Origin of the sequence: Afipia sp. DC4300-2b1 (assembly GCF_049895725.1) — a bacterium.
GTDB classification, from domain to species: domain Bacteria; phylum Pseudomonadota; class Alphaproteobacteria; order Rhizobiales; family Xanthobacteraceae; genus Afipia; species Afipia broomeae.
The window spans coordinates 544,087-564,603 of record NZ_JAFCSX010000002.1 but is presented as its reverse complement, the minus strand read 5'-3'; the positions used below and the strand labels follow the sequence as shown (position 1 = coordinate 564,603).

Below are 20,517 nucleotides of genomic sequence, written 5' to 3'. Positions count from 1 at the left end.
AGTTCGCGATGATTCCCCGTTATTCCCGCCCCGAAATGGTCTCCATTTGGGAGCCGCAGACGCGTTTCAAGATCTGGTTCGAGATCGAGGCGCATGCCGCCGACGCGCTGGCCGAACTGGGGGTGATCCCGAAGGACGCCGCAAAGACGATCTGGGCCAAGGCCAAGGATGCGGTGTTCAATGTCGAGCGTATCGACGAGATCGAGCGCGAGACCAAGCATGACGTCATCGCCTTCCTGACCCATCTGGCCGAGATCGTCGGTCCCGAAGCGCGCTTCGTCCACCAGGGCATGACTTCGTCGGACGTACTCGATACCTGTCTCAATGTGCAACTCGCGCGCGCCGCCGACATCCTGATTGCCGACACCGACAAGGTACTCGCGGCGCTCAAGACCCGCGCCTTCGAGCACAAGATGACGCCGACCATCGGCCGCTCTCACGGCATCCATGCCGAGCCGGTGACGTTCGGTCTCAAGCTGGCTTATGCCTATGCCGAATTCACCCGCGCGAAAGAGCGCCTGATTGCCGCACGCAAGGAAATCGCGACCTGCGCCATTTCCGGCGCAGTCGGCACCTTCGCGCAGATCGATCCGCGGGTTGAGGAGCACGTGGCGAAGGCGATGGGGCTCACGGTCGAGCCGATCTCGACGCAGGTGATCCCGCGTGATCGCCACGCGATGTTCTTCGCGACGCTTGGTGTTGTCGCCTCCTCGGTCGAACGTCTCGCCACCGAAATCCGCCACATGCAGCGCACCGAGGTTCTGGAAGCCGAGGAATTCTTCTCCGAAGGCCAGAAGGGTTCGTCGGCGATGCCGCACAAGCGCAACCCGGTGCTGACGGAAAACCTCACCGGCCTCGCGCGCATCGTTCGCTCCGCCGTGACACCCGCGCTGGAGAATGTCGTGCTCTGGCATGAGCGCGACATCTCGCACTCTTCTGTCGAGCGCATGATCGGTCCCGACGCCACAGTGACGCTGGACTTTGCACTCAACCGCCTCGCCGGCGTTGTCGAAAAGCTGCTGGTCTATCCGGCCAACATGCAGAAGAACCTCGATCGCCTCGGGGGCCTCGTTCATTCGCAGCGGCTGTTGATTGCGCTGACGCAGAAAGGCGCCTCGCGCGAGGACGCCTACAAGCTGGTCCAGCGCAACGCGATGCCGGTCTGGCGCGGCGAAGGCGACTTCCAGTCACTTCTGAAGAAGGACGCCGACGTGAAGAAGTATCTGTCGGACAAGGAGATCGAAGAGCAATTTGATCTCGCGTATCACTTCAAGCACGTCGATACGATTTTCAAGCGGGTGTTTGGGGCAAGCTGAACTGATGGCTGTCGTCACCGCTGTCAGCCTTCGCAAAGGCCATCATTTCAGCAAGACGAACGCCCTCAGCATCCGGCTGCTGAAAGGCCTCGGTGTCGACGGCGACGCGCATATGGGCGAGACGGTGAAACACCGCTCGCGGGTTGCCAAAGACCCCACGGTGCCGAACCTGCGTCAGGTCCACCTGATCCACGAAGAACTTTTCGGCGAACTCGCTCCCAAGAACTTCATCGTCCGCCCCGGCGAGATGGGCGAAAATGTCACCACCCGCGGCATCGACCTGCTCGGCCTTCCCTCAGGCACCCGGCTTCATCTGGGGGACAGCGCCATCGTAGAGATCACGGGATTACGCAATCCTTGCATCCAGATCGATCGCTTTCAGAAGGGCCTGATGGCTGCAACGCTCGGCAAGGATGCGAACGGCAAGCTGATCCGCAAAGCCGGAGTCATGAGCATCGTGCTGGCAGAGGGCGACGTCCGGCCGGGCGATCCCGTCCGGGTGGAATTGCCGGACGGTCCGCACCGGGCGCTCGAACCGGTCTGAAGTACGGAAACACATCAGATGTGAGTGCCCGGCATAGAGCCGGGCATGACGGATCATTCGGACTTTTCAGCGCCGAACGTCAGTCGGCGATTTTCAGGATAACCTTGCCGAACGGCCGCTCCTCGATCAGGTATTGAAGCGCCTTCGCCGCCTCCTCCAGCGGGAAAATGCGCGCCACCGGCGGCTTGACCGTGCCCTTCACAAGCAGCGGCGAGATCACGTCCCACGCGGCTTGAATCTCCTGACGCGTGCACCGGAAAAGGCTGAATCCGGTGACCGAAAGATCCTTCCAGATGATGTCCGTCACATCGATCGTGGTATTGCGGCCTGCCGAATAGCCGAGCGTCACCAGCGATCCTCCCATGGCCATGGCCTTGAGCGCTTCGCTCGTGATGGTGCCGCCAATGGCATCGATCACCACGTCGATGCCAGCACCATCGGTCAGTCTCCGTACGCCTTGCGCGAGCGACTCTGCGGACAGATCGACAACGTTATCGTAGCCGCGCTCACGCGCCTGCTCGGCCTTCGCTTTGCTGCCCGCCGTTGAAACCACTTTCGACGCGCCCAGCGCCCTGGCAAGCTGATAGGTGGCGTTGCCGACAGCGCCGCCGATCGCAGGCGCGAGCACCGATTTGCCCGCCGCAAAACCCGCCTGCTGCAGCGTCAGATAGGCCGACAGATAACCCACGACGGCTGCGGTGGCAGTGACGTCGTCGACGCCGTCGGGGATGGGCTGCAGTTCTTCAGCCTTGATCTGTACGTATTCCTGCCAGCTCCCGTTGCCGAATGGAGCGGTGAACATCACGCGCGCGCCCACTGGCAGCGACGACGGACCGCTATGCGTGACAACGCCCGCGCCCTCGTTGCCGAACACGGCCGGAGGCTTGGCGCGCGGATGCCCGCCCGACAGAATCGTGTGATCGAGCGGGTTCACGCCTGCCGCTGTCAGGCGGACTGTTACCAGGTCCCGGCTCGGAAGGTACTCGCGTTCGACCAGTCGCAACCCCGAATATCCCGTGAATTCAAATGCTTCGATGACGCGCATTAGCTCGCTCCGATAAAGTTACAGACCTGTCTGTAACTTGTACATAGTTACAAACCTGTTACATTGTCAACTTCAACTGGTGAACCCGAGCAGGCCTTTGAGCGAACTGGAATTATCCCGGCCCCGGCGTGGCGCCCCCCGAAAGACCGACGCAACGGCCAGAGAGCGGATCATGTCCGTGGCCGCTGACCTGTTTTATCGGGAAGGCATCCGTGCAACGGGCGTTGACCGGATCGTCGAGGTGTCAGGGGTGTCGAAGACCAGCCTCTATCGGGTTTTCCAGTCGAAGGACGAACTGATCGCGGCCTACGCAGAAGCCCACGACCAACGGTTCTGGGACAAATGGAATAAGGCCGCCGAGGCTCATCAAGACAGCCCGCTCGATCAGATCAATGCCGCTCTCGACGACGTGGCAGAGAGCATCGCGCGCCCGGCGTATCGCGGCTGTCCGATGATCAACCTGGCGGTGGAAATTCCCGACGAAACTCATCCGGCACGCATCATGGCCTCCGCCAACAAGATGCGGCTGAAGACCGAGCTTGAGCGCCTTGCGGCACAGCTATCCGTTGCCAATCCGGGATGGATCGCCGAGCAAATTATGCTGCTGGTCAACGGAGCTTATGCCTCGGGCAGCATCGACCCGCGCTCAGTCAGCGGGGAACGCCTGAAGAGCGCCGCCGCTGCTATCATTCGGGCAGGGCAGACTGGCGTTAAAACAACTGAATCGTAACGGCTCTTTCGATACACTCCCGCCGTGTCCCGTGTTCCCACCATCCTGGTTTTCGACTCCGGCCTCGGCGGATTGACCGTCTTCCGCGAGATCGTGAAGCTGCGGCCGGGCGCACGTTACACCTACGTCGCGGACGACGCCTATTTCCCCTACGGCCAGCACACCGAGGACGAGATCGTCTCCCGCGTCGTGCCGCTGGTCGGCGACCTGATCGCCGAGCACACGCCCGACCTTGTCGTCATCGCCTGTAACACCGCGTCAACGCTGGTGATGACCCATCTGCGCGAAGCCTACACGGTCCCGTTCGTTGGCACGGTGCCGGCGATCAAGCCCGCCTGCGCCTCGTCCAGGACCAAACGCGTCTCGGTGCTCGGCACCAAAGGCACCGTAAAGCGCGAATACACCAAAAAACTGATAGCGGATTTCGCTCAGGGCTGCGACGTGACGCTGGTCGGCGCGGAAAATCTCGCAAGCCTCGCCGAAGCGGCGCTGCGCGGCGAGCGCGTCAGCGACGACGCCATCGCGGCCGAGATTGCGCCGTGCTTCCTCAACGGCGCTGCGCGGACCGACACCGTGGTGCTGGCCTGCACGCACTATCCCCTGCTGATCAATCAGATGCTTGCGCTTGCGCCATGGGACGTGGACTGGATCGACCCCGCGCCCGCGATCGCGCGGCGGGTCAGCGACCTGCTCGGCTCAGCCAATGGCATTGGCGAGGCGCTGGGTGCGCGCATCCTCTTCACGTCCGGACAAGCGCCCTCTCCGGTGCTGGCCAAGGCGCTCATGCCGTTCTTCGGCGCCAGCCTCGTGAGTTGAGACCGCCCTTTCGCCGGTATCCTTCGGCTGATAGCCTCCCGCGCGGTCTGTTCCGAAAGAGAACAGCGAAAGGGAGATACACATGCTCAAGAAGATCATTCTCGGCCTGACGGTTGTTGCATTTGCCGGTGTCGGCGCGGCGATAGCCCAGGCACCGGCTCCGGGGGGCATCAAGCGCACCCCGCTGCAAAAGATCGAGTTCCCCAAGGGCTACAATATCGTCACCGTCATCGCCGAGATTCCGGCCGACACGCTGGCCGGCCGTCATACCCATCCGGGCATCGACACCGGCTATGTCCTCGAAGGCGACGCCACGTTGATTGTCGAGGGCAAGCCTGATCAGGCGCTCAAGGCCGGGGACTCCTACGCGGTTCCCGCCGGCATTCCTCATGACGTCAAGACGGGCGCTAAGGGCTTGAAAATCATGGCTGTTTACGTGGTCGAGGAAGGCAAGCCGGTCGCGACCCCAGCCCCTAAATAAGGGCCTGAACTATTTGACTTCGTGGCCTTTTCTACCTATGAACACGTTGCTCGCGGGCCGGTTTTCGGCCCGCGTTGCGTTTCGCGACCCGTGGTCCTCCCCATCAAGCTTATGAGGCGGACCTGTCAGCACCGGGATCATATCCCGCTGCACAGGAGGGCGCGTTTCCTCAAAACCCACGTTCAAAGAAAGAGGACGCGATGACTAAGCGTAGTGAGGCGAAGTATAAAATCGATCGCCGTATGGGCCAGAACATCTGGGGCCGCCCGAAGAGCCCCGTCAACAAGCGTGAATACGGCCCCGGCCAGCACGGCCAGCGCCGCAAGGGCAAGCTCTCCGACTTCGGCACGCAGCTCCGCGCCAAGCAGAAGCTGAAGGGCTACTACGCCAACATTTCCGAGCGTCAGTTCCACGCGATCTACGTCGAAGCCAGCCGCCTGAAGGGCGACTCGGGTGAAAACCTGATCGGCCTGCTCGAGCGCCGCCTCGACACCGTGGTGTACCGCGCGAAGTTCGTGGCCACCATGTTCGCCGCACGTCAGTTCATCAACCACGGCCACATCAAGGTGAACGGCAAGCGCGTCAACATTGCCAGCTACAAGGTGAAGGTCGGCGACGTCGTCGAGATCAAGGAATCGTCCAAGCAACTCGCCTTCGTGCTCGAAGCCAACCAGCTCGGCGAACGCGACACACCTGACTATCTCGAAGTCGATCACGGCAAGCAGACTGCCAAGGTCGTGCGCGTTCCGGGTCTTTCGGAAGTGCCGTTCCCGGTTCAGATGGAGCCGCACCTCATCATCGAATTCTATTCGCGCTAACTCCTCAGCGCGGATCACAGACATACGAAAGGCCGCCTCACCGGGCGGCCTTTTTCTTTGGCTGATCGAATCAGGTGGAGGATACCGGATTGGGTTCGGCCAAAGCGAAATCCCGCAACAGACGAACTGCGATCCGCACCACCTCGGCCTGTGTCTTGGCTCCGGTGCGCGACAGCGCACTCCGCAGATGGAATCGCGCGGTGTGAATCGTGACGCCTTCGCTCTCTGCAAATGTCTTGAGATCGTGATCAGCCGCCAGAGCCGCGACCAGCCGCGCGGCTCCCTTTGACAGCCCAAGCCCCTGCTCCAGAATTTCGGACGTATTGGCAGATCCGGAATCGGGATCGTGGACGACAACGATCGCGCCACGCGGCCCGCCGCGCTCCCAGTCGGATTGCGCGGAGGACGCCGGAGACGGCGCGACCAGGACAGCATAGTCCCGTCCCCTGGCGCGCGGCACGGCAACCACACCGCCGGCACCGCCGCCTGCGACATTGATCAACAGCGCATCAAAGCGCCGGCGCGCGTCGGTATGGGTGACCAGAGGCTTGCCCATCCGGCCAAGCACAAAGCCGTCGCTCTGCTGTGTGAGAGCGTGCATCGCCGCGTTGACGAAGAGCACCTCCCCGTCAGCCGCCAGCAACATCAGGCCGGCCTGCAGCCGGTCGAGCGTTGCCTGCAAGCCGACATTTCGTGAATCGATCCGGAAGAACGTGCGGCGCAGTTGCAGCGCGCGCGTGATGTGCGGCATAAGCTGCTCTAGATAAGCCGCTTCCCGATCGTCGAAGGGTGGACGATCATCGCCGCGCATCAGCGCGATCATCGCGAAATTTCCGTCGCTGGAATAGAGGGGCCCGCCAAGCGTTTCGATCAGCCCGATCGGCTTGAAGAATTCATTATAAAATTGGCCGGTGGCGCGTTCTTCAGGCGTGAACAGACGATCCGTACTCATGGCGCGGCCCGCCGGCAGGCTGAGAAAGCGCGCCGGGGCAGGATCGATCTGGGCATATTTCTCGACATAAAGCTGCAAGCTCTGAAGCAGCGTGCCCGATGTCTCGACAAAATTCGCCGTCGGATCGCGTGCGTCAACCATCACCAGAACGGCGCTGCGGCAGCCGAACATGTTCTGGATCAGCTCCAGCGCGAGCGTGAGTTGGCTGCTGTCGGAAACACCCTGATAGAGCGCGTCCAGAAATTTGCCTTCGGCCTCGCTCACGACCACCCCGCCGCACCCGCTGTGGAAAGCCAAAATCGCATAGCAATTTAAAACTAACCCTATTCATTTGAATAGTGCGTGACGTATCTCCCTTTGGCACCGTCTGCCCGTTGTTCTGGGGAAGCGGGGCGGCAGTGACAAAGTCAGTTTGTGGCGTGCATGGCGCTGGACAATCCGCGCCAGTGCGGCGGTTTCGTTGCGTTCTTTTGGCCTCAACGGCTTTTTTGGGCGTTAGCCCGGCTGAATCCGCCGACTGGCTCGGGACGGTCTCGGCTGACTGGTTTACAGCCGGGAACTGGAATCCAAACGCTGTCCCCGGTTCGGGTACGGCTGTCAACATCAACAACGCAGCAACTCCAAATCCCGCGACCATTAACGCACCGGGTGCTGCGTCCGGCACAGTGACGCTCGGAAGCACTGGCGGACAGAGCGGGACGCTTAACGTCAACAGCGGCGGCCTCGCCACAACCGGCACCATTTATGTCGGCCTGCTGGGCTCGGGAACGCTCAATATTTCCGGCGGCAGCATCGTTTCGGCGACCGGCCTCGGCTCTGTTGCCGACAGTGCGAACTCCTCCGGGACGGTCACCGTCTCTGGCGCCGGCACCCAGTTCAATCCGGGACAACTCTACGTCGCAGCCGACGTGAATACGCTCGGTCAGGTGACAATCCAGAACGGCGCCTCACTCACCACCGCCCAGACGATCCTGGGTTACTTCTCGTCAACCGCTAACGGCACACTCACTGTCACAAACGGGTCGTCGGTCAGCACTGGCGCGATGACAATCGGCGAACGGGGCACCGGCACCTTCAATCTGAACGGCGGCTCCACCGCGACTACCGGATCGGTCTCCATTGGCACCAACGCCACCGGCAACGGCACTGCGAACATCAGTGGCGCGGGAACGACCTGGGGCACCGGTACCGCGAACATCGGCACCAGCGGTGCAGGCGCGCTGACGATTTCCAGCGGCGCGAAAGTCACGACGACAAGCAGCAATACTGTCGTTCCCGCCGTCTCTCTCGGAGGCGGCGCCACCGTGACCGGTTCAGGTTCGCAATGGGACATTGTGGGCAATTCCGCTGGCGTGTCGCAGGGCGTGGTCGGCATCGGCAGCAAGGCCAGCAGCACGGCTACGCTTACCGTATCGAATGGCGGTAAGGTCGCGATCAGGGACGGCGCGGCGACAACCAACGGTCAGTTCATGCAGCTTCGCATGGGCATCGCGTCCGGCTCGACCGGTTCGCTAACTGTCACCGGCGCGAATTCATCGTTCACCACACCCTATGACGTGTGGGCCGCATACAATGCCGGCACGACCGCCAACATCACAGTCAGCAACGGCGGCGCGCTCAACACCGGCTACACCATTCTCGGCGCCAGCGGCACCGGCAATGCTGTTGTCACGGGACCAGGATCGGTCTGGACGATCTCGGACATGCCCAACGTTCCGGGCAGTCAACCGCAAGGCCTGGCGATCGGAAGTTCGTCCACCAGCAGAGGCACGTTGACCATCGCCGACGGCGGCACGGTCAACATCAATTCGACCGGCGGTTCGGTTGTTATCGGCGGCGCCGCCGGCAGTCAGGGAACGCTCAACATCGGCGCGGCAGCGGCGTCTCCCGCCGCCGCAGCGGGCACGCTGAACGCAACGAATGTCATCTTCGCGACTGGCGCGACCAGCACGATCAATTTCAACCACACCTCGAACAACTACGTTTTTGCTCCGGGCATTCAGGGCACTGGCCCCGGCACCGTGAACTTTCTCGCCGGCACGACGATCCTGTCCGGCAACAACACTTATGCGGGAGCGACAAATATCTCGTCTGGCGCAACCGCGCAGTTCGGCAACGGCGGCACGACGGGTCTCATTAGCGGCAACGTCAACAACAACGGCGCGATGATCGTCAACCTCTCGTCGTCCGCCACCTATGCCGGAGCGATTTCCGGTAACGGCACATTTGAAAAGGCTGGAAGCAATACACTCAGCCTGACGGGCACGAATACATTTACCGGCGGCACCACGATCTCTGCCGGCACGTTGCAGATCGGCGCTGGCGGCAGCACGGGCTCGATCAGCGGCAATATCGTCAATAACTCGATCCTGTCCTTCAACCGCTCCAATTCATTCACATTCAGCAACCTGATTTCCGGTACCGGCAGCGTCACCAAAAGCGGCGCGGGAGTCGTCACTCTTACGGCTGCAAATACCTACCTCGGCGGCACCTCCGTTTCACAAGGCACGTTGCGCCTCGGCGCCAGCAACCGCCTTGCATCGGCCGGAAGTCTGTTCATTTTCGGCGGCGCGACCTTCGATCTCGCAGGCTTCAGCCAGACGGTCGGCGCGTTTAGCGGGCCGGGCACGGCGGCAATCGGCACAGGCTCGCTGACAGTCGGCAACAATCTCGATCGCACGTTCCAGGGCAACCTGACCGGCAGCGGCGGTTTCATCAAGCAAGGCACTGGCTCGCTTACCATGAGCGGCAACAGTTCGGCCTATACAGGGACGACGACCGTCAACAACGGCCTGCTCGCAGTGAATGGTAATCTGTCCAACAGCACCACGACCGTGAACACCAATGGCGTCCTCGGTGGAACAGGCACTGTCGGGCAGACAACCGTGAACGGCACGATTGCGCCCGGCAATTCGATCGGTACGCTGAACGTGAACGGTCCCTACGTGCAGAACGCGGGATCGTTCTACAACGTCGAAGTCAACGCCGCAGGACAGTCCGACCTCATCAACGTCACCGGCACGGCAACCATCAACGGCGGCACCGTTCGCGTGTTCGCGGGCATGGGCGCTTACAACCCGACGACCATCTATACCATTCTGACATCCACCGGCTCGCGCACCGGCACGTACGACGCTGTGACATCGAACTTCGCGTTCCTCGATCCGACGCTCACCTACGATCCCAACAACGTCTATCTGACGCTGGTCCGCAACAGCATCGACTTCGCCAGCGTCGGCATTACACCGAACCAGATTTCGGCGGGCGGTGGCCTCGCCGCGCTGGGCATGACCAATCCGATCGTCAACGCGGCGCTGATGCTGACGCCGGATCAGGCCCGCGCGGCCTTTGACAGCGTATCGGGCGAGATTCATCCGAGCCTGCGCTCGCTGATGCTGGATGAGAGTTCTCTGATCCGCGACGCTATTCTTGGGCGGCAGCGGCTGGACCCCGCGAGCGGCTCACAGGCAACCGGATTTGCAGATGAAGAGGAATCCGCGCTCGCCTATGCGAAGAAGACGCGCAAGGCCAAGGGCGGGCCAAAGTGGCCGATCAAGGCGCCGGCACCCGTCATCGCACCGGTTTATGCCGCGTGGGTGCAGGGTTACGGCAACTGGACGCGCCTCAACAGCGACGGCAACGCCGCGACGCTGCGCGCGACCAGCGGCGGGGCCATTGGCGGCGTAGACGTGACCCTCAATCAAAACTGGCGCCTCGGCGTAGCGACCGGCGGCGGACGAACCGATGCCCGCGTCGATGCACGCACGTCATCCGCCACCATCGACACCTTCCATCTCGCGGCGTACGGCGGCGGGCGACTTGGCGACCTCGCAGTCCGCACCGGCGCGGCCTATTCGCATCACGACATCTCCACCACACGCACCATCGCCTTCCCGGGCTTCGCGGACACGGCCACCGCGAGCTACAGCGCCAGCACGGCACAGGTCTTCGGCGAAGCCGCCTACGGCGTCGTCAGGAGTTGGGTGAACGCCGAGGCCTTCGCAAACCTCGCTTACGTGTCGGTCCGAAGCGACGGCTTCACGGAAACAGGCGGGCCGGCGGCGCTCAGAGTCGCACAGGCCACCACCGCCGCCACTTATTCAACGCTCGGCCTGCGCGCACAGGCGCCCATCCCCGCGATCGGCCCATGGGCCATGACGGCGCGCGGGTCGCTCGGATGGCAGCACGCCTACGATGGAGCTACGCCCGTCTCGCTGATGTCGTTTGCGGCAAGCCCGTCGCCATTTGCGATTGCGGGCGTTCCGATTGCCGCCGACACGCTGCTGGTCGAGGCCGGGCTGGACGCGCTCGTTCACCGGAATGCAATTCTGGGAATTCTTTACACCGGGCGTCTCGCCGCCGATGCCAGCGCCCATTCGGTCAGGGCCAACCTTGCTGTGAGGTTCTGATTATTTCATCGCGCCGTAAACAAGGCTCCTGAATGCCGACTGGATGCGTCCGCGCTGTGAAGGCGACTGGATCATCAGGATCGCGAACATGTTTTCCTTTGGATCTGCCAGGAAATACGTTCCGCTGCCCCCGCTCCACTCGAACTCGCCGACCGAGCCGGGCCAGTGGCTGACGCCAGCGTCCGTCCGCACGGCAACGCCGAGGCCGAAGCCAAATCCGGCACCAGGGAAATAGTACACCCACGGCTTGATGCCCGTTCCCTCGCCGATGTGGTTCGACGTCATCAGGTCGATGGTCTTGCGCGCCAGAATGCGCGTGCCGTTGAGTTCACCGCCATTGAGCAGCATCTGCACAAAGCGCGCGTAGTCCGCGATCGACGACACCATGCCGCCGCCGCCGGATTCCCATTTGGTGACCTCACGCGGATCACGATCGAGCTTGTCATATTTGGTTTGAAATGGATCGGCGATCAGCGCCTGCTTCGCCGGATCGGTGACGAAGAAGCTCGTATTGGTCATCCCGAGCGGCCCGAGCAGGTTCTCCTTCTCGAACTGGTAAAGCGATTTTCCCGACACCACCTCGATCACCCGCCCGAGCACATCTGTGGCGTGACCGTAGGTCCAGTATTCTCCGGGCTGACTGATCAGCGGCAGCGCGGCGATCTTGTCCGCAACTTCTGCGTTGGTGAATTTGCCGGACATCAGGTCGGCATCTTCGTAGGGCTTCTTCACCACGCCATACGCGAGCGATGCATATGGAATGCCCGCTGAATGCCGTAGCAGATCGTGAATCTGGATCGGGCGGTGCGGCGCGACAAGATCGAGTTCGGGCTTGCCATCCGGGCCCGGCTTCTCCACGCCGACCTTGATATGGTAAAAACCTTTGACATATTGCCCCACCTCATCGTCGAGCGCGAGCTTGCCCTGCTCCACCAGCATGAGCGCCGCCACCGATGTGATCGGTTTGGTCATCGAAAACAGCGTGAAGATGGTGTCCGGCGTCATCGGCGCCTTGGTGGCAAGACTGCGGACGCCGAAAGATTCGTAGTATGCGGGCTGGCCGTGGCGCTGGATCAGCACGATCGCGCCCGGGATCTTGCCGGTCGCGACTTCGTTGTTGAAATACGCGGTGATGCGCGCGAGCCGCTGCGGGAAGAACCCGGCCTTGTCCGGGTCTGTTCGCCCAAGGCTTTCCGCACAAGCCGGCAGTGATGTCGTTGCAGAGATCGCTGCGACAACCATGGCAGCGCCAGCGCGCCGGACGATATTTGAATAAAACAAAACCGATCTCCGCAAATCCGGTCAATGAGCCGGACTTTAGCGGGCAGCGGCTATCGTGCAAAGCGCGCCGGTCACTCTAAAGCGTCATAAACCATGGCTTTCAGCGCGGGCTGAATGCGGCCGCGTTCTGACGGCGACTGCATCATCAGGATCACAAACATATCCTGTGCGCGGTCGATCCAGAAATAAGTGCCACCGGCACCGTCCCATTTGATTTCGCCGAGCGATCCCGGCGGTGGAGGCGTGGCATTCCCGGGTTCAGTGCGAACGCCAAAGCCAAGGCCGTATCCGAAGCCGTCGCCGGGGAAGTAGTACGATCCACGCTTCACGCTTGTTGCAGGCGCGATGTGGTTCGCGGTCATGGTCGCGAAGGTCTCAGGCTTCAGATAACGCTTGCCGTCGAGTTCACCGCCATTGAGTAGCATCTGCGCCAGCCGGCTATAATCTCCGATGGTGGTGAGCAATCCGCTGGTCCCCGGCTCCCATTTATAGGGTTTACGCGGATCACGGGAATTCCCGGTCCTAAAATTGCTGTCGCTCGGCAGCGGCTCAGCAATCCGGCGATACTGCAACGGGTCGGCCACATAGTACGAGGTGTCCTTCATGCCAAGCGGATCGAACAGCCGTTCCTTTTCGAAGGCGTAAAGCGATTTTCCCGATATCACTTCGATCACGCGTGCGAGCACGTCCAGCGAGTGGCCGTAGTCCCACAGCGTACCGGGCTGCTCGGCCAGTGGCAGCCGCGCGATCTTTTCGGCCACGGCGGCGTTGTCAGTCCCTTCGGCGTAGATATCGGCATTCTTGTAGGCAGAGCGCACCAGGCCCGTCCCATAAAACCCATAGGGGATACCGGCCGACTGCCGCATGAGGTCTTCAATGGTGATCGGACGCTCCAGCGGTACAAGTTTAAGAACGGGATCGCCGTTCTCGGCCTTGGTTTCCACGCCGACCTTGGCGTCCGCAAATGATGGAATGTATTTCGACACCGGATCGTCCAGCCTGAGCTTGCCGTCGTCCACCAGCAGCATCGCGGCAACGCTCGTGATCGGCTTGGTCATCGAGAAAATCCGGAAGATCGCGTCCGGTGTCATTGGCTCGCCGGTCGTCATGTCGATCTTGCCGAAGGATTTGAAATAGGCCTGCTTGCCGCGGTGCTGAACCAGAACGATCGCGCCGGCAATTTTGTTGTTCGCGACTTCGGCATTGAAAAAGTCGGTGATGCGCTCAAGGCGCTGCGGAGAAAGAACGGCGTTCGGCGGATAAGTCCGCATTGCGCCGTCGGCCGACGCCTGAACAGCGGTGATAAGAAAAAGCGCGACAGGCAGAATGCTGCGGGCATGGCGCAGAATGGGCGTTGCCTCAATCAGCTGACGAGTTGCGGAAACGGGCATAAAAAATCCCTCCATCCCGGATGGCACGTGTCCGGGATGGAAGGACTGTATCTGTGAAAAAGGCGGCCGCACAAGCGAGACGGCTTAAGCCGTCTCGCCTTGAAAAACATCAGCCAACGGGCTGCTGAACCGCGATGCCCTTGTCGGCGAGCAACTGCTGCAATTCGCCAGCCTGGAACATCTCACGGATGATGTCGCAACCACCGACGAACTCGCCCTTGACGTAGAGCTGCGGAATGGTCGGCCAGTTCGAATAGATCTTGATGCCGTCGCGCAGTTCGCCGGACTCGAGAACATTCAGACCCTTGTAGGCAACGCCCACGTGGTCGAGAATCTGGACCACTTGGCCCGAGAAGCCGCACTGGGGAAACTGCGGCGTGCCCTTCATGAACAGCACGACGTCGTTGGACTTCACTTCGTTGTCGATGAATTGGTCGATGCTCATATTCGCGTCCTTAAGTGGCTTGCCCAGGCCGGGATTCGGTCACCGACCTGCTCTCTCCCCATATATGTAGCGTGAAACGGCTCGGCAGCCCAATCAAATCGCCGAAAAGGTGCCATGCGGCGCCCCCCGGACGGGAGCGCGGATCTGCCATGCCGGGCGCCTGAAACAATCGTCGCCTGCGCAACGTATCGATTTCATGGCCGACGCTACCTTTTATCTCCGGCGGGGCGCCCTATCTAGAGCATCCCTTCTGCGGAACCGTTCCGGAGAAGAATCGTTCTCTCCTCAATCGGAGATACTCGTGACGAAACCAGCATCCCAGTCAGACGCCCGTGTCGCCACTTCCTCCGCATTTACGGCCAAATCTGGCCAGGAATCCCGCAACGAACTGGCGGCCCGGCTGCTGACAGCCTATCGCACGGTCCGGGACGAGACCGAGCGGCGGGCGGCCCCGCTGTCACCCGAGGACCAGTTGGTCCAGTCGATGCCGGATGCCAGCCCCACCAAATGGCACCGCGCCCACGTCACCTGGTTCTGGGAGCAATTCCTGCTGGGCCAGCATTCTCCAGGCTACAGGCCTTACCACCCGGATTACGCCTACCTGTTCAACTCCTATTACGTCAGCGCCGGGCCGCGTCACGCCCGGGCCCAGCGCGGCCACCTCACCCGCCCCGGTGCGGACGAGGTGACGGCCTATCGCAAGCACGTCGATGCCGCGGTCGCGGCATTTTTCGATTCAGCGGACGCCGACACGCTGGCGAAGCTGGAGCCGCTGATTGAGGTCGGTCTCAATCATGAGCAGCAGCACCAGGAATTGCTGCTCACCGACATCCTGCACGCCTTCGCACAGAACCCGATCCCGCCCGCCTACCAGCCTGGCTGGAGATTTCCGGCTGCGACCCGCACCGGCGACGCATGGGTCACGCTGATGGAAGGCATCCACACCATCGGTCATACCGACGAGTCATTCCATTTCGACAACGAGAAGCCTGCGCACCGCGCGCTGGTCGGCCCTGTGAAACTGGCGCGCAATCTCGTCACGAATGCCGAGTGGCTCGCCTTCATGAACGACGGTGGTTACACGACGCCGACACTGTGGCTCATGGATGGCTTCGCGGCCGCCGAACGTGAGGAATGGCAGGCCCCCGGCCATTGGCGCAACACTGACGGAGAATGGAAGATCATGACGCTCGGCGGTTTGCAGCCGATCGATCCATCAGCCCCCGTCTCGCATGTCAGCTACTATGAGGCCGATGCCTTCGCGCGCTGGAGCGGAAAGCACCTGCCGACAGAAATGGAATGGGAAGTCGCCGCGCGCGCGGGTCATCTCAACGACGCCTTCGGCATCGTCTGGCAGTGGACCCGCAGTTCGTATTCGCCATATCCCGGGTATCGCGCCCTCGAAGGCGCGCTGGGTGAATACAACGGCAAGTTCATGGTCAACCAACTGGTGCTGCGCGGCTCATCGCTCGCTACGCCTGACAATCACAGCCGTATCACCTATCGCAATTTCTTCTATCCACATCACCGCTGGCAGTTCACCGGACTGCGCCTCGCCGATTACGCCGTCTGAATCCTCAACGCACGAGATCGTCATGAATGTGCATATCAACGCGCGGACTGATGCCCCGTCCCCCGATCAAATTGACCGTTCCTTCGCGCAGGACGTGATCGAGGGATTGTCGCAACAGCCGAAAAAGCTGTCGCCCAAATATTTTTACGACGAGGCAGGCTCGAAACTGTTCGAACAGATCACACTGCTGCCGGAATACTATCCGACCCGCACCGAACTGCGCATTCTGCGCGATCGCGGGACAGAGATCGCAACCGCGATTCCGACCAACGCGGCGCTGGTGGAATTCGGTGCCGGTGCGACGACCAAGGTGCGTCTTCTCCTGAAACAGTGCGCGTTCAAGGCCTATGTGCCGGTGGATATCTCCGGCGATTTCCTCAACAGCCAGGCCAGCGCGCTGCGCGAGGACTTCCCCGATCTTGCGGTTTATCCGGTGACAGCCGATTTCACCAAGCCGTTCGAACTGCCGCCGGAAGTGAAGGACATGCCGAAAGTGGGCTTCTTTCCAGGCTCAACCATCGGCAATTTCGACCCGCATGAAGCCTGTGCCTTCCTGCGCAGCGCGCGCGCCATTCTCGGCGAAGGTGCGACATTGATCGTCGGTGTCGATCTCGAGAAGGACGAGCGCGTGCTCCACGACGCCTATAACGACGCGGCAGGCGTGACCGGTCAGTTCAATCTCAATGTGCTGGCGCGCATCAACCGCGAACTCGGTGCCAACCTCGATCTTGACGGCTTCAAACACCGTGCGATTTACAACCGCGAGCGCCATCGCATCGAGATGCACCTGATCAGCCGCAAGCCGCAGACTGTGCGGGTGCTGGACCACACGGCGACGTTCCGTACCGGCGAGACGATCCACACCGAAAGCAGCTATAAGTACAGCATCGACCGCTTTACGGATCTGGCGCGCAGTTCGGGATGGACGCCGCGCGCCTCATGGACCGATCCCGACGGAATGTTCTCGGTTCACGCGCTGGTGGCGTAGGCATAAGCCCGCAAGGTGGGAGCGGCCAACCTCTAGATCTCGTCTTCCTTCGTCCCGGAGCCGAGCGAGATCGCCTCCCAGGCCGCGACGATCAGCATGACGATCGTCGTTGCCGTTGACAGCAGCAGCGGTGACAGCGAGTGCGCGAACGGGATCAGCACGACCAGCAGAGCGATACCGACGAGGTGGGAGAGCTGAAAGATGCCGCGGATGCTGCGCTTGAACAAGATCGTGCCGATCAGAAACAGCAGCGGCCCGCCGATGATGCTGAGTATGGCCTTGGTGTCCGCATGACCCGCGGGATGCGCCAGCACCAGTTCGTCGCCGACCGCCGTCACCACGACCCCCGCAACAATCGGCAGGTGCAGATAGGTATAGGCAAGCCGGGCCAGCCGGCCGGTGTCCCTGGACTGCGAAATATGCTCGGCTCCGGCCTCGGCCCCGATATGGAAATACACCCACCACATCGCGATGCTCCCGAGCAGAGCGACAACAAAGGCAGAGACCGTCGGCGCGGTCCATGTAGCTTCCGCGAAGGTGGCTCCGGTCACCACGATGGACTCGCCCAGCGCGATGATGATGAACAGCGCGCAGCGCTCGGCCATATGGCCGCCTTCGACCTCCCAGTCTTCGAGAGGCGTCGCGCCTAACCCGGGAAACCGGAATCGCATCATCGGTCCGCAATACTCGATCGCCACCGCGACGATCCACAGAAGGAGCCGCGCCTGCCCCTCAGCGAGCCCGCCTGCTATCCAGAACAGGCCGCTGCACGCGAGCCACAGGGTGATGCGCAACAGATTCATGCGCAAACCCGGCTCAGACCTGGGTATCGACCAATAGGTGAAGGCCGAGCGGCCGACCTGCATGGCGACAAAGGCCAGCGCGAACGCCAGCCCCCTGTTTTCAAAGGCCTTGGGAATGGATGTGGACAGCAGCAGGCCGGCGATCATCAGACCGAACAGCATCACCCGGATGGGCGTGCGCTCCGGGTCGAGCCAGTTGGTGATCCAGGATGTGTAGATCCATACCCACCACACCGCCAGAAACAGGATCGTGGTTTGCAGAACGCCGAGCGGCGTGAAATGCGCCAGCAGCGTGTGGGAAATCTGCGTAATGGCGAAAACAAAGACCAGATCGAAGAAAAGCTCGACGTAAGTGACGCGATGATGCTGGTGCGGCGCGCGCGCCCGCAGCAATGCTCTCTTGGTCGACACGGCGCCCCCGCTTTCGTCGATCAGGCGTCAGGCACACCCGTCTGCAACGCCAGCGCATGCAGCACACCACCCATCTGCCCCTTCAGCGACTGATAGACGATCTGGTGCTGCTGCACCCGCGACTTGCCGCGGAAGGATTCCGAGATGACGGTGGCCGCGTAGTGATCGCCGTCCCCGGCGAGATCGCGGATGGTGACCTGCGCGTCAGGCAAGGCAGCCTTGATCATCGTTTCGATGTCCCGCGCGTCCATTGGCATGTCTTTGAATCTCCTCATGTTGAGCCGAGCCCGGCTCAAGCAACGCACCGAAATATGCCTGATTCTAGCCCTTGCAACCCGCGCCGTCACGCGGGCATTGCGGAAGATAGCTCCTATATTGTGGCTCTCAACAGGAAGCCCGCCATGAACATTCGTATGAAGATTCCAGGCCCGGACCACCCGATTACAATCGCAAAGAACCCCAAACGGGTCCGGATCAGCGTCGGTGGCGAGGTGATCGCCGAAACCAGCCACGCCCTGACGCTCAAAGAGGCAAGTTACCCCGCCGTCCAGTATATTCCCCGCGCCGATGCCAATTTCGACAAGCTCAAGCGGACAGACCACAGCACCTATTGCCCCTACAAGGGCGACGCGAGCTATTTCAGCATCGTGTCAGGCGGCCAGACGCTGGAAAACGCGATCTGGACCTACGAGACGCCCTATGAATCGGTGAAAGAGATCGAAGGGCATCTGGCGTTTTACCCCAACAAGGTCATGATCGAGGAAATGTAATCCGTCATGCGCGCGCCTCGATAATCGGCTCTGTCGCGCGCAGAATGACATGGAACAACAACCGGTCCCTCCTGTTGCCTCCCCAGCGGTACTTTTGCCGGTAGGAGACATACAATGAGACATTTCACGATAGCGCTTTTAGCAGGCGCCAGCGCTCTTTTTGCTGGCAGTGCGATTGCAGCGCCAATGACGAATAGCATTTCGGGTGTGAAGACCGGATCGGACATCGAGCATGTCCGCATGGTGTGCGATGAAAGCGGACGTTGTTATCGCACCCGCGGCGCACGCCGTGTGATTGTTCAGGACGACTCGTATGCTTACGCTCCGCGGCGCCGATACAGGGAGCGCGGCTACTACAACGAAGGTCCTGGCGTCGGCGTATACGCGCCGGGCGTCGGCATCGGCATAGGTGTCGGGCGCGACCGCTGGTAATTCTGCAAACCGCAGTCAGAACGAAGAAAAACCGCAGGCTGACCTGCGGTTTTTCTGTTTCAGTCACGCGCTTTCGTTGGGCCTCTATTTTTTAACCAGCGGACATTCGCTTTCCGCCAGGGGCTTGAACGACTCGTCGCCCGACATTTCGGCCAGTTGCTGATAGAAATCGCCGCGATATTTCGAATCCGCGGGTGACTTCACCTTCATCAGGAAGGTCTTGTGCATCACCCGGCCGTCGGCACGGATCTGCACATTCTTGTTGTAGAAGTCATTGACCGGCAGCTCCTTCATCTTCGCAGCCACGGCCTTGCCTTCATCGGTGCCGGCGGCCTCGACGGCCTTCAGATAGTGAAGCACCGACGCATAGGTGCCCGCCGTGATCAGGTTCGGGATGAAGCCGCCCGAGCGCTCCATGAACCGCTTGGCCCAGGCGCGGGTCTCGTCGTTGGCGTCCCAGTAGAACGAGGTCGTCAGCGTCAGGCCCTGCGCGACGTTCAGGCCGACACCCTCGATATCGTTGATGTAGATGACGAGGCTGGCGAGGTTCTGCCCGGACTGCACGATGCCGAATTCACGCGCCTGCTTGACCGCGCTCAGAAGGTCCGCGCCCGACATGGCGAGCCCGATCACCTTGGCCCTGGATGCCTGCGCCTGAAGCAGGAACGAAGAGAAGTCCGGCGAACCGAACGGGAATCGCACGCTTCCCAGCACCTTGCCGCCGCTGGCCTCGACAAAACGGCTCGCATCGCGCTGGAGCGAATGACCGAACGCGTAATCGCTGGTCAGAAAGTACCAGCTATCGTCGCCCTGCTTGGTGACCTGGCTCGCCGTGCCCTTGGCGAAGGCGTAGGTGTCGTAGCTCCACTGCGACGTCGTTTCCGAACAGGCCTTGCCGGTCAGTTCGGTGGTGGCGGCGCCGGAGATCAGCAGCACCTTGCCGCGCGAGCGCGCGATTTCCTGGGTCGCCAGCGCCACGGCTGACCCGGCGACGTCGGTGATGGTGTCGACGCCCTCGGTCTCGAACCACTTGCGGCTGATCGCGGACGCGATATCCGCCTTGTTCTGATGGTCGGCCGTGACGACACTGATCGGCTTGCCCAGCACCTTGCCGCCGAAATCATCGACCGCCATCTGCGCCGCTTCGACCGAGTGCTTGCCGACCAGATAGGCGAAGCCGCCCGAGTGGTCGGTCAGCACGCCGATCTTGACGGCATTGTCGGAGACCTGCGCCTGCGCCGCGCTGCCTGCCATCAGCATGGCCGCGACGGTCAATCCGATCCTTGTTGTTCTCACGATAATTCTTCCTCCC

19 protein-coding genes are annotated in these 20,517 nt (G+C 61.6%); 11 read left to right on the top strand and 8 right to left on the bottom strand.

Features of this window, described 5'->3' with window-relative positions:
- Positions 1-8: 8 nt before the first annotated feature.
- Positions 9-1,316: an adenylosuccinate lyase gene (purB, locus tag ACP7AL_RS09355; RefSeq protein WP_006021325.1), complete on the top strand. Its 1,308-nt coding sequence runs from the start codon at positions 9-11 to the stop codon at positions 1,314-1,316.
- 4 nt (positions 1,317-1,320) lie between these two features.
- Positions 1,321-1,860, top strand: a complete 540-nt coding sequence (locus ACP7AL_RS09350) for an MOSC domain-containing protein (protein ID WP_425990880.1) — start codon at positions 1,321-1,323, stop codon at positions 1,858-1,860.
- A 79-nt stretch (positions 1,861-1,939) separates the two neighbouring features.
- On the opposite strand, the gene ACP7AL_RS09345 is transcribed toward ACP7AL_RS09350, so the two are convergent.
- Positions 1,940-2,905 (bottom strand): quinone oxidoreductase family protein, encoded by a 966-nt coding sequence (locus ACP7AL_RS09345; protein ID WP_425990878.1) that lies wholly within the window; start codon positions 2,903-2,905, stop codon positions 1,940-1,942.
- 172 nt (positions 2,906-3,077) lie between these two features.
- Between ACP7AL_RS09345 and ACP7AL_RS09340 the strand changes: the two genes are divergently transcribed.
- From ACP7AL_RS09340 to rpsD, 4 genes are all read left to right on the top strand, one after another.
- Complete coding sequence (locus ACP7AL_RS09340; protein WP_006021328.1) at positions 3,078-3,635, top strand: TetR/AcrR family transcriptional regulator; 558 nt, start codon at positions 3,078-3,080, stop codon at positions 3,633-3,635.
- Between the two features lie 24 nt (positions 3,636-3,659).
- The gene (gene murI / locus ACP7AL_RS09335) at positions 3,660-4,451 is read left to right on the top strand and encodes a glutamate racemase (protein ID WP_425990876.1); all 792 of its coding nucleotides are present in this window, start codon (positions 3,660-3,662) and stop codon (positions 4,449-4,451) included.
- Between the two features lie 82 nt (positions 4,452-4,533).
- Complete coding sequence (locus tag ACP7AL_RS09330; RefSeq protein ID WP_425990874.1) at positions 4,534-4,932, top strand: cupin domain-containing protein; 399 nt, start codon at positions 4,534-4,536, stop codon at positions 4,930-4,932.
- Positions 4,933-5,132: 200 nt separating this feature from the next.
- Complete coding sequence (rpsD, locus tag ACP7AL_RS09325; RefSeq protein ID WP_006021331.1) at positions 5,133-5,750, top strand: 30S ribosomal protein S4; 618 nt, start codon at positions 5,133-5,135, stop codon at positions 5,748-5,750.
- A gap of 70 nt (positions 5,751-5,820) precedes the next feature.
- Here the strand turns inward: rpsD and ACP7AL_RS09320 are convergent, their stop codons facing one another.
- On the bottom strand, positions 5,821-6,966 hold the full coding sequence (locus tag ACP7AL_RS09320; RefSeq protein ID WP_425990871.1) for a PAS domain-containing protein: 1,146 nt from the start codon (positions 6,964-6,966) through the stop codon (positions 5,821-5,823).
- 224 nt (positions 6,967-7,190) lie between these two features.
- Here ACP7AL_RS09320 and ACP7AL_RS09315 point away from each other — a divergent pair, with 224 nt between their 5' ends.
- Positions 7,191-11,111, top strand: coding sequence for an autotransporter outer membrane beta-barrel domain-containing protein (locus tag ACP7AL_RS09315; protein WP_425990869.1), 3,921 nt, complete (start codon positions 7,191-7,193; stop codon positions 11,109-11,111).
- Here ACP7AL_RS09315 and ACP7AL_RS09310 read toward each other — a convergent pair whose 3' ends face one another.
- From ACP7AL_RS09310 to grxD, 3 genes are all read right to left on the bottom strand, one after another.
- The gene (locus ACP7AL_RS09310) at positions 11,112-12,353 is read right to left on the bottom strand and encodes a serine hydrolase domain-containing protein (protein WP_425991666.1); all 1,242 of its coding nucleotides are present in this window, start codon (positions 12,351-12,353) and stop codon (positions 11,112-11,114) included.
- A 110-nt stretch (positions 12,354-12,463) separates the two neighbouring features.
- Entirely contained in the window at positions 12,464-13,783 is a 1,320-nt protein-coding gene (locus ACP7AL_RS09305) for a serine hydrolase domain-containing protein (RefSeq protein ID WP_425990867.1), read from the bottom strand.
- Positions 13,784-13,892: 109 nt separating this feature from the next.
- Positions 13,893-14,228, bottom strand: coding sequence for a Grx4 family monothiol glutaredoxin (gene grxD / locus ACP7AL_RS09300; RefSeq protein ID WP_006021337.1), 336 nt, complete (start codon positions 14,226-14,228; stop codon positions 13,893-13,895).
- 301 nt (positions 14,229-14,529) lie between these two features.
- Between grxD and egtB the strand changes: the two genes are divergently transcribed.
- Together egtB and egtD are read left to right on the top strand one after the other, a co-directional pair.
- On the top strand, positions 14,530-15,801 hold the full coding sequence (gene egtB / locus ACP7AL_RS09295) for an ergothioneine biosynthesis protein EgtB (RefSeq protein WP_425990865.1): 1,272 nt from the start codon (positions 14,530-14,532) through the stop codon (positions 15,799-15,801).
- Between the two features lie 22 nt (positions 15,802-15,823).
- Positions 15,824-16,789: an L-histidine N(alpha)-methyltransferase gene (egtD, locus tag ACP7AL_RS09290; protein WP_425990863.1), complete on the top strand. Its 966-nt coding sequence runs from the start codon at positions 15,824-15,826 to the stop codon at positions 16,787-16,789.
- A gap of 32 nt (positions 16,790-16,821) precedes the next feature.
- Here egtD and ACP7AL_RS09285 read toward each other — a convergent pair whose 3' ends face one another.
- Together ACP7AL_RS09285 and ACP7AL_RS09280 are read right to left on the bottom strand one after the other, a co-directional pair.
- Positions 16,822-18,003 (bottom strand): low temperature requirement protein A, encoded by a 1,182-nt coding sequence (locus tag ACP7AL_RS09285; protein WP_425990861.1) that lies wholly within the window; start codon positions 18,001-18,003, stop codon positions 16,822-16,824.
- Between the two features lie 20 nt (positions 18,004-18,023).
- The gene (locus tag ACP7AL_RS09280) at positions 18,024-18,260 is read right to left on the bottom strand and encodes a BolA family protein (RefSeq protein WP_006021342.1); all 237 of its coding nucleotides are present in this window, start codon (positions 18,258-18,260) and stop codon (positions 18,024-18,026) included.
- A gap of 144 nt (positions 18,261-18,404) precedes the next feature.
- On the opposite strand from ACP7AL_RS09280, the gene ACP7AL_RS09275 reads away from it, so the two are divergent.
- Together ACP7AL_RS09275 and ACP7AL_RS09270 are read left to right on the top strand one after the other, a co-directional pair.
- Entirely contained in the window at positions 18,405-18,773 is a 369-nt protein-coding gene (locus ACP7AL_RS09275) for a DUF427 domain-containing protein (RefSeq protein ID WP_425990858.1), read from the top strand.
- A gap of 186 nt (positions 18,774-18,959) precedes the next feature.
- Positions 18,960-19,205 carry a hypothetical protein gene (locus tag ACP7AL_RS09270; RefSeq protein ID WP_425990856.1) on the top strand — a complete coding sequence of 82 codons (246 nt, stop codon included), beginning with the start codon at positions 18,960-18,962 and terminating at the stop codon, positions 19,203-19,205.
- An 84-nt stretch (positions 19,206-19,289) separates the two neighbouring features.
- Here the strand turns inward: ACP7AL_RS09270 and ACP7AL_RS09265 are convergent, their stop codons facing one another.
- The gene (locus tag ACP7AL_RS09265) at positions 19,290-20,465 is read right to left on the bottom strand and encodes an ABC transporter substrate-binding protein (RefSeq protein WP_425991664.1); all 1,176 of its coding nucleotides are present in this window, start codon (positions 20,463-20,465) and stop codon (positions 19,290-19,292) included.
- Positions 20,466-20,517 lie beyond the last annotated feature (52 nt).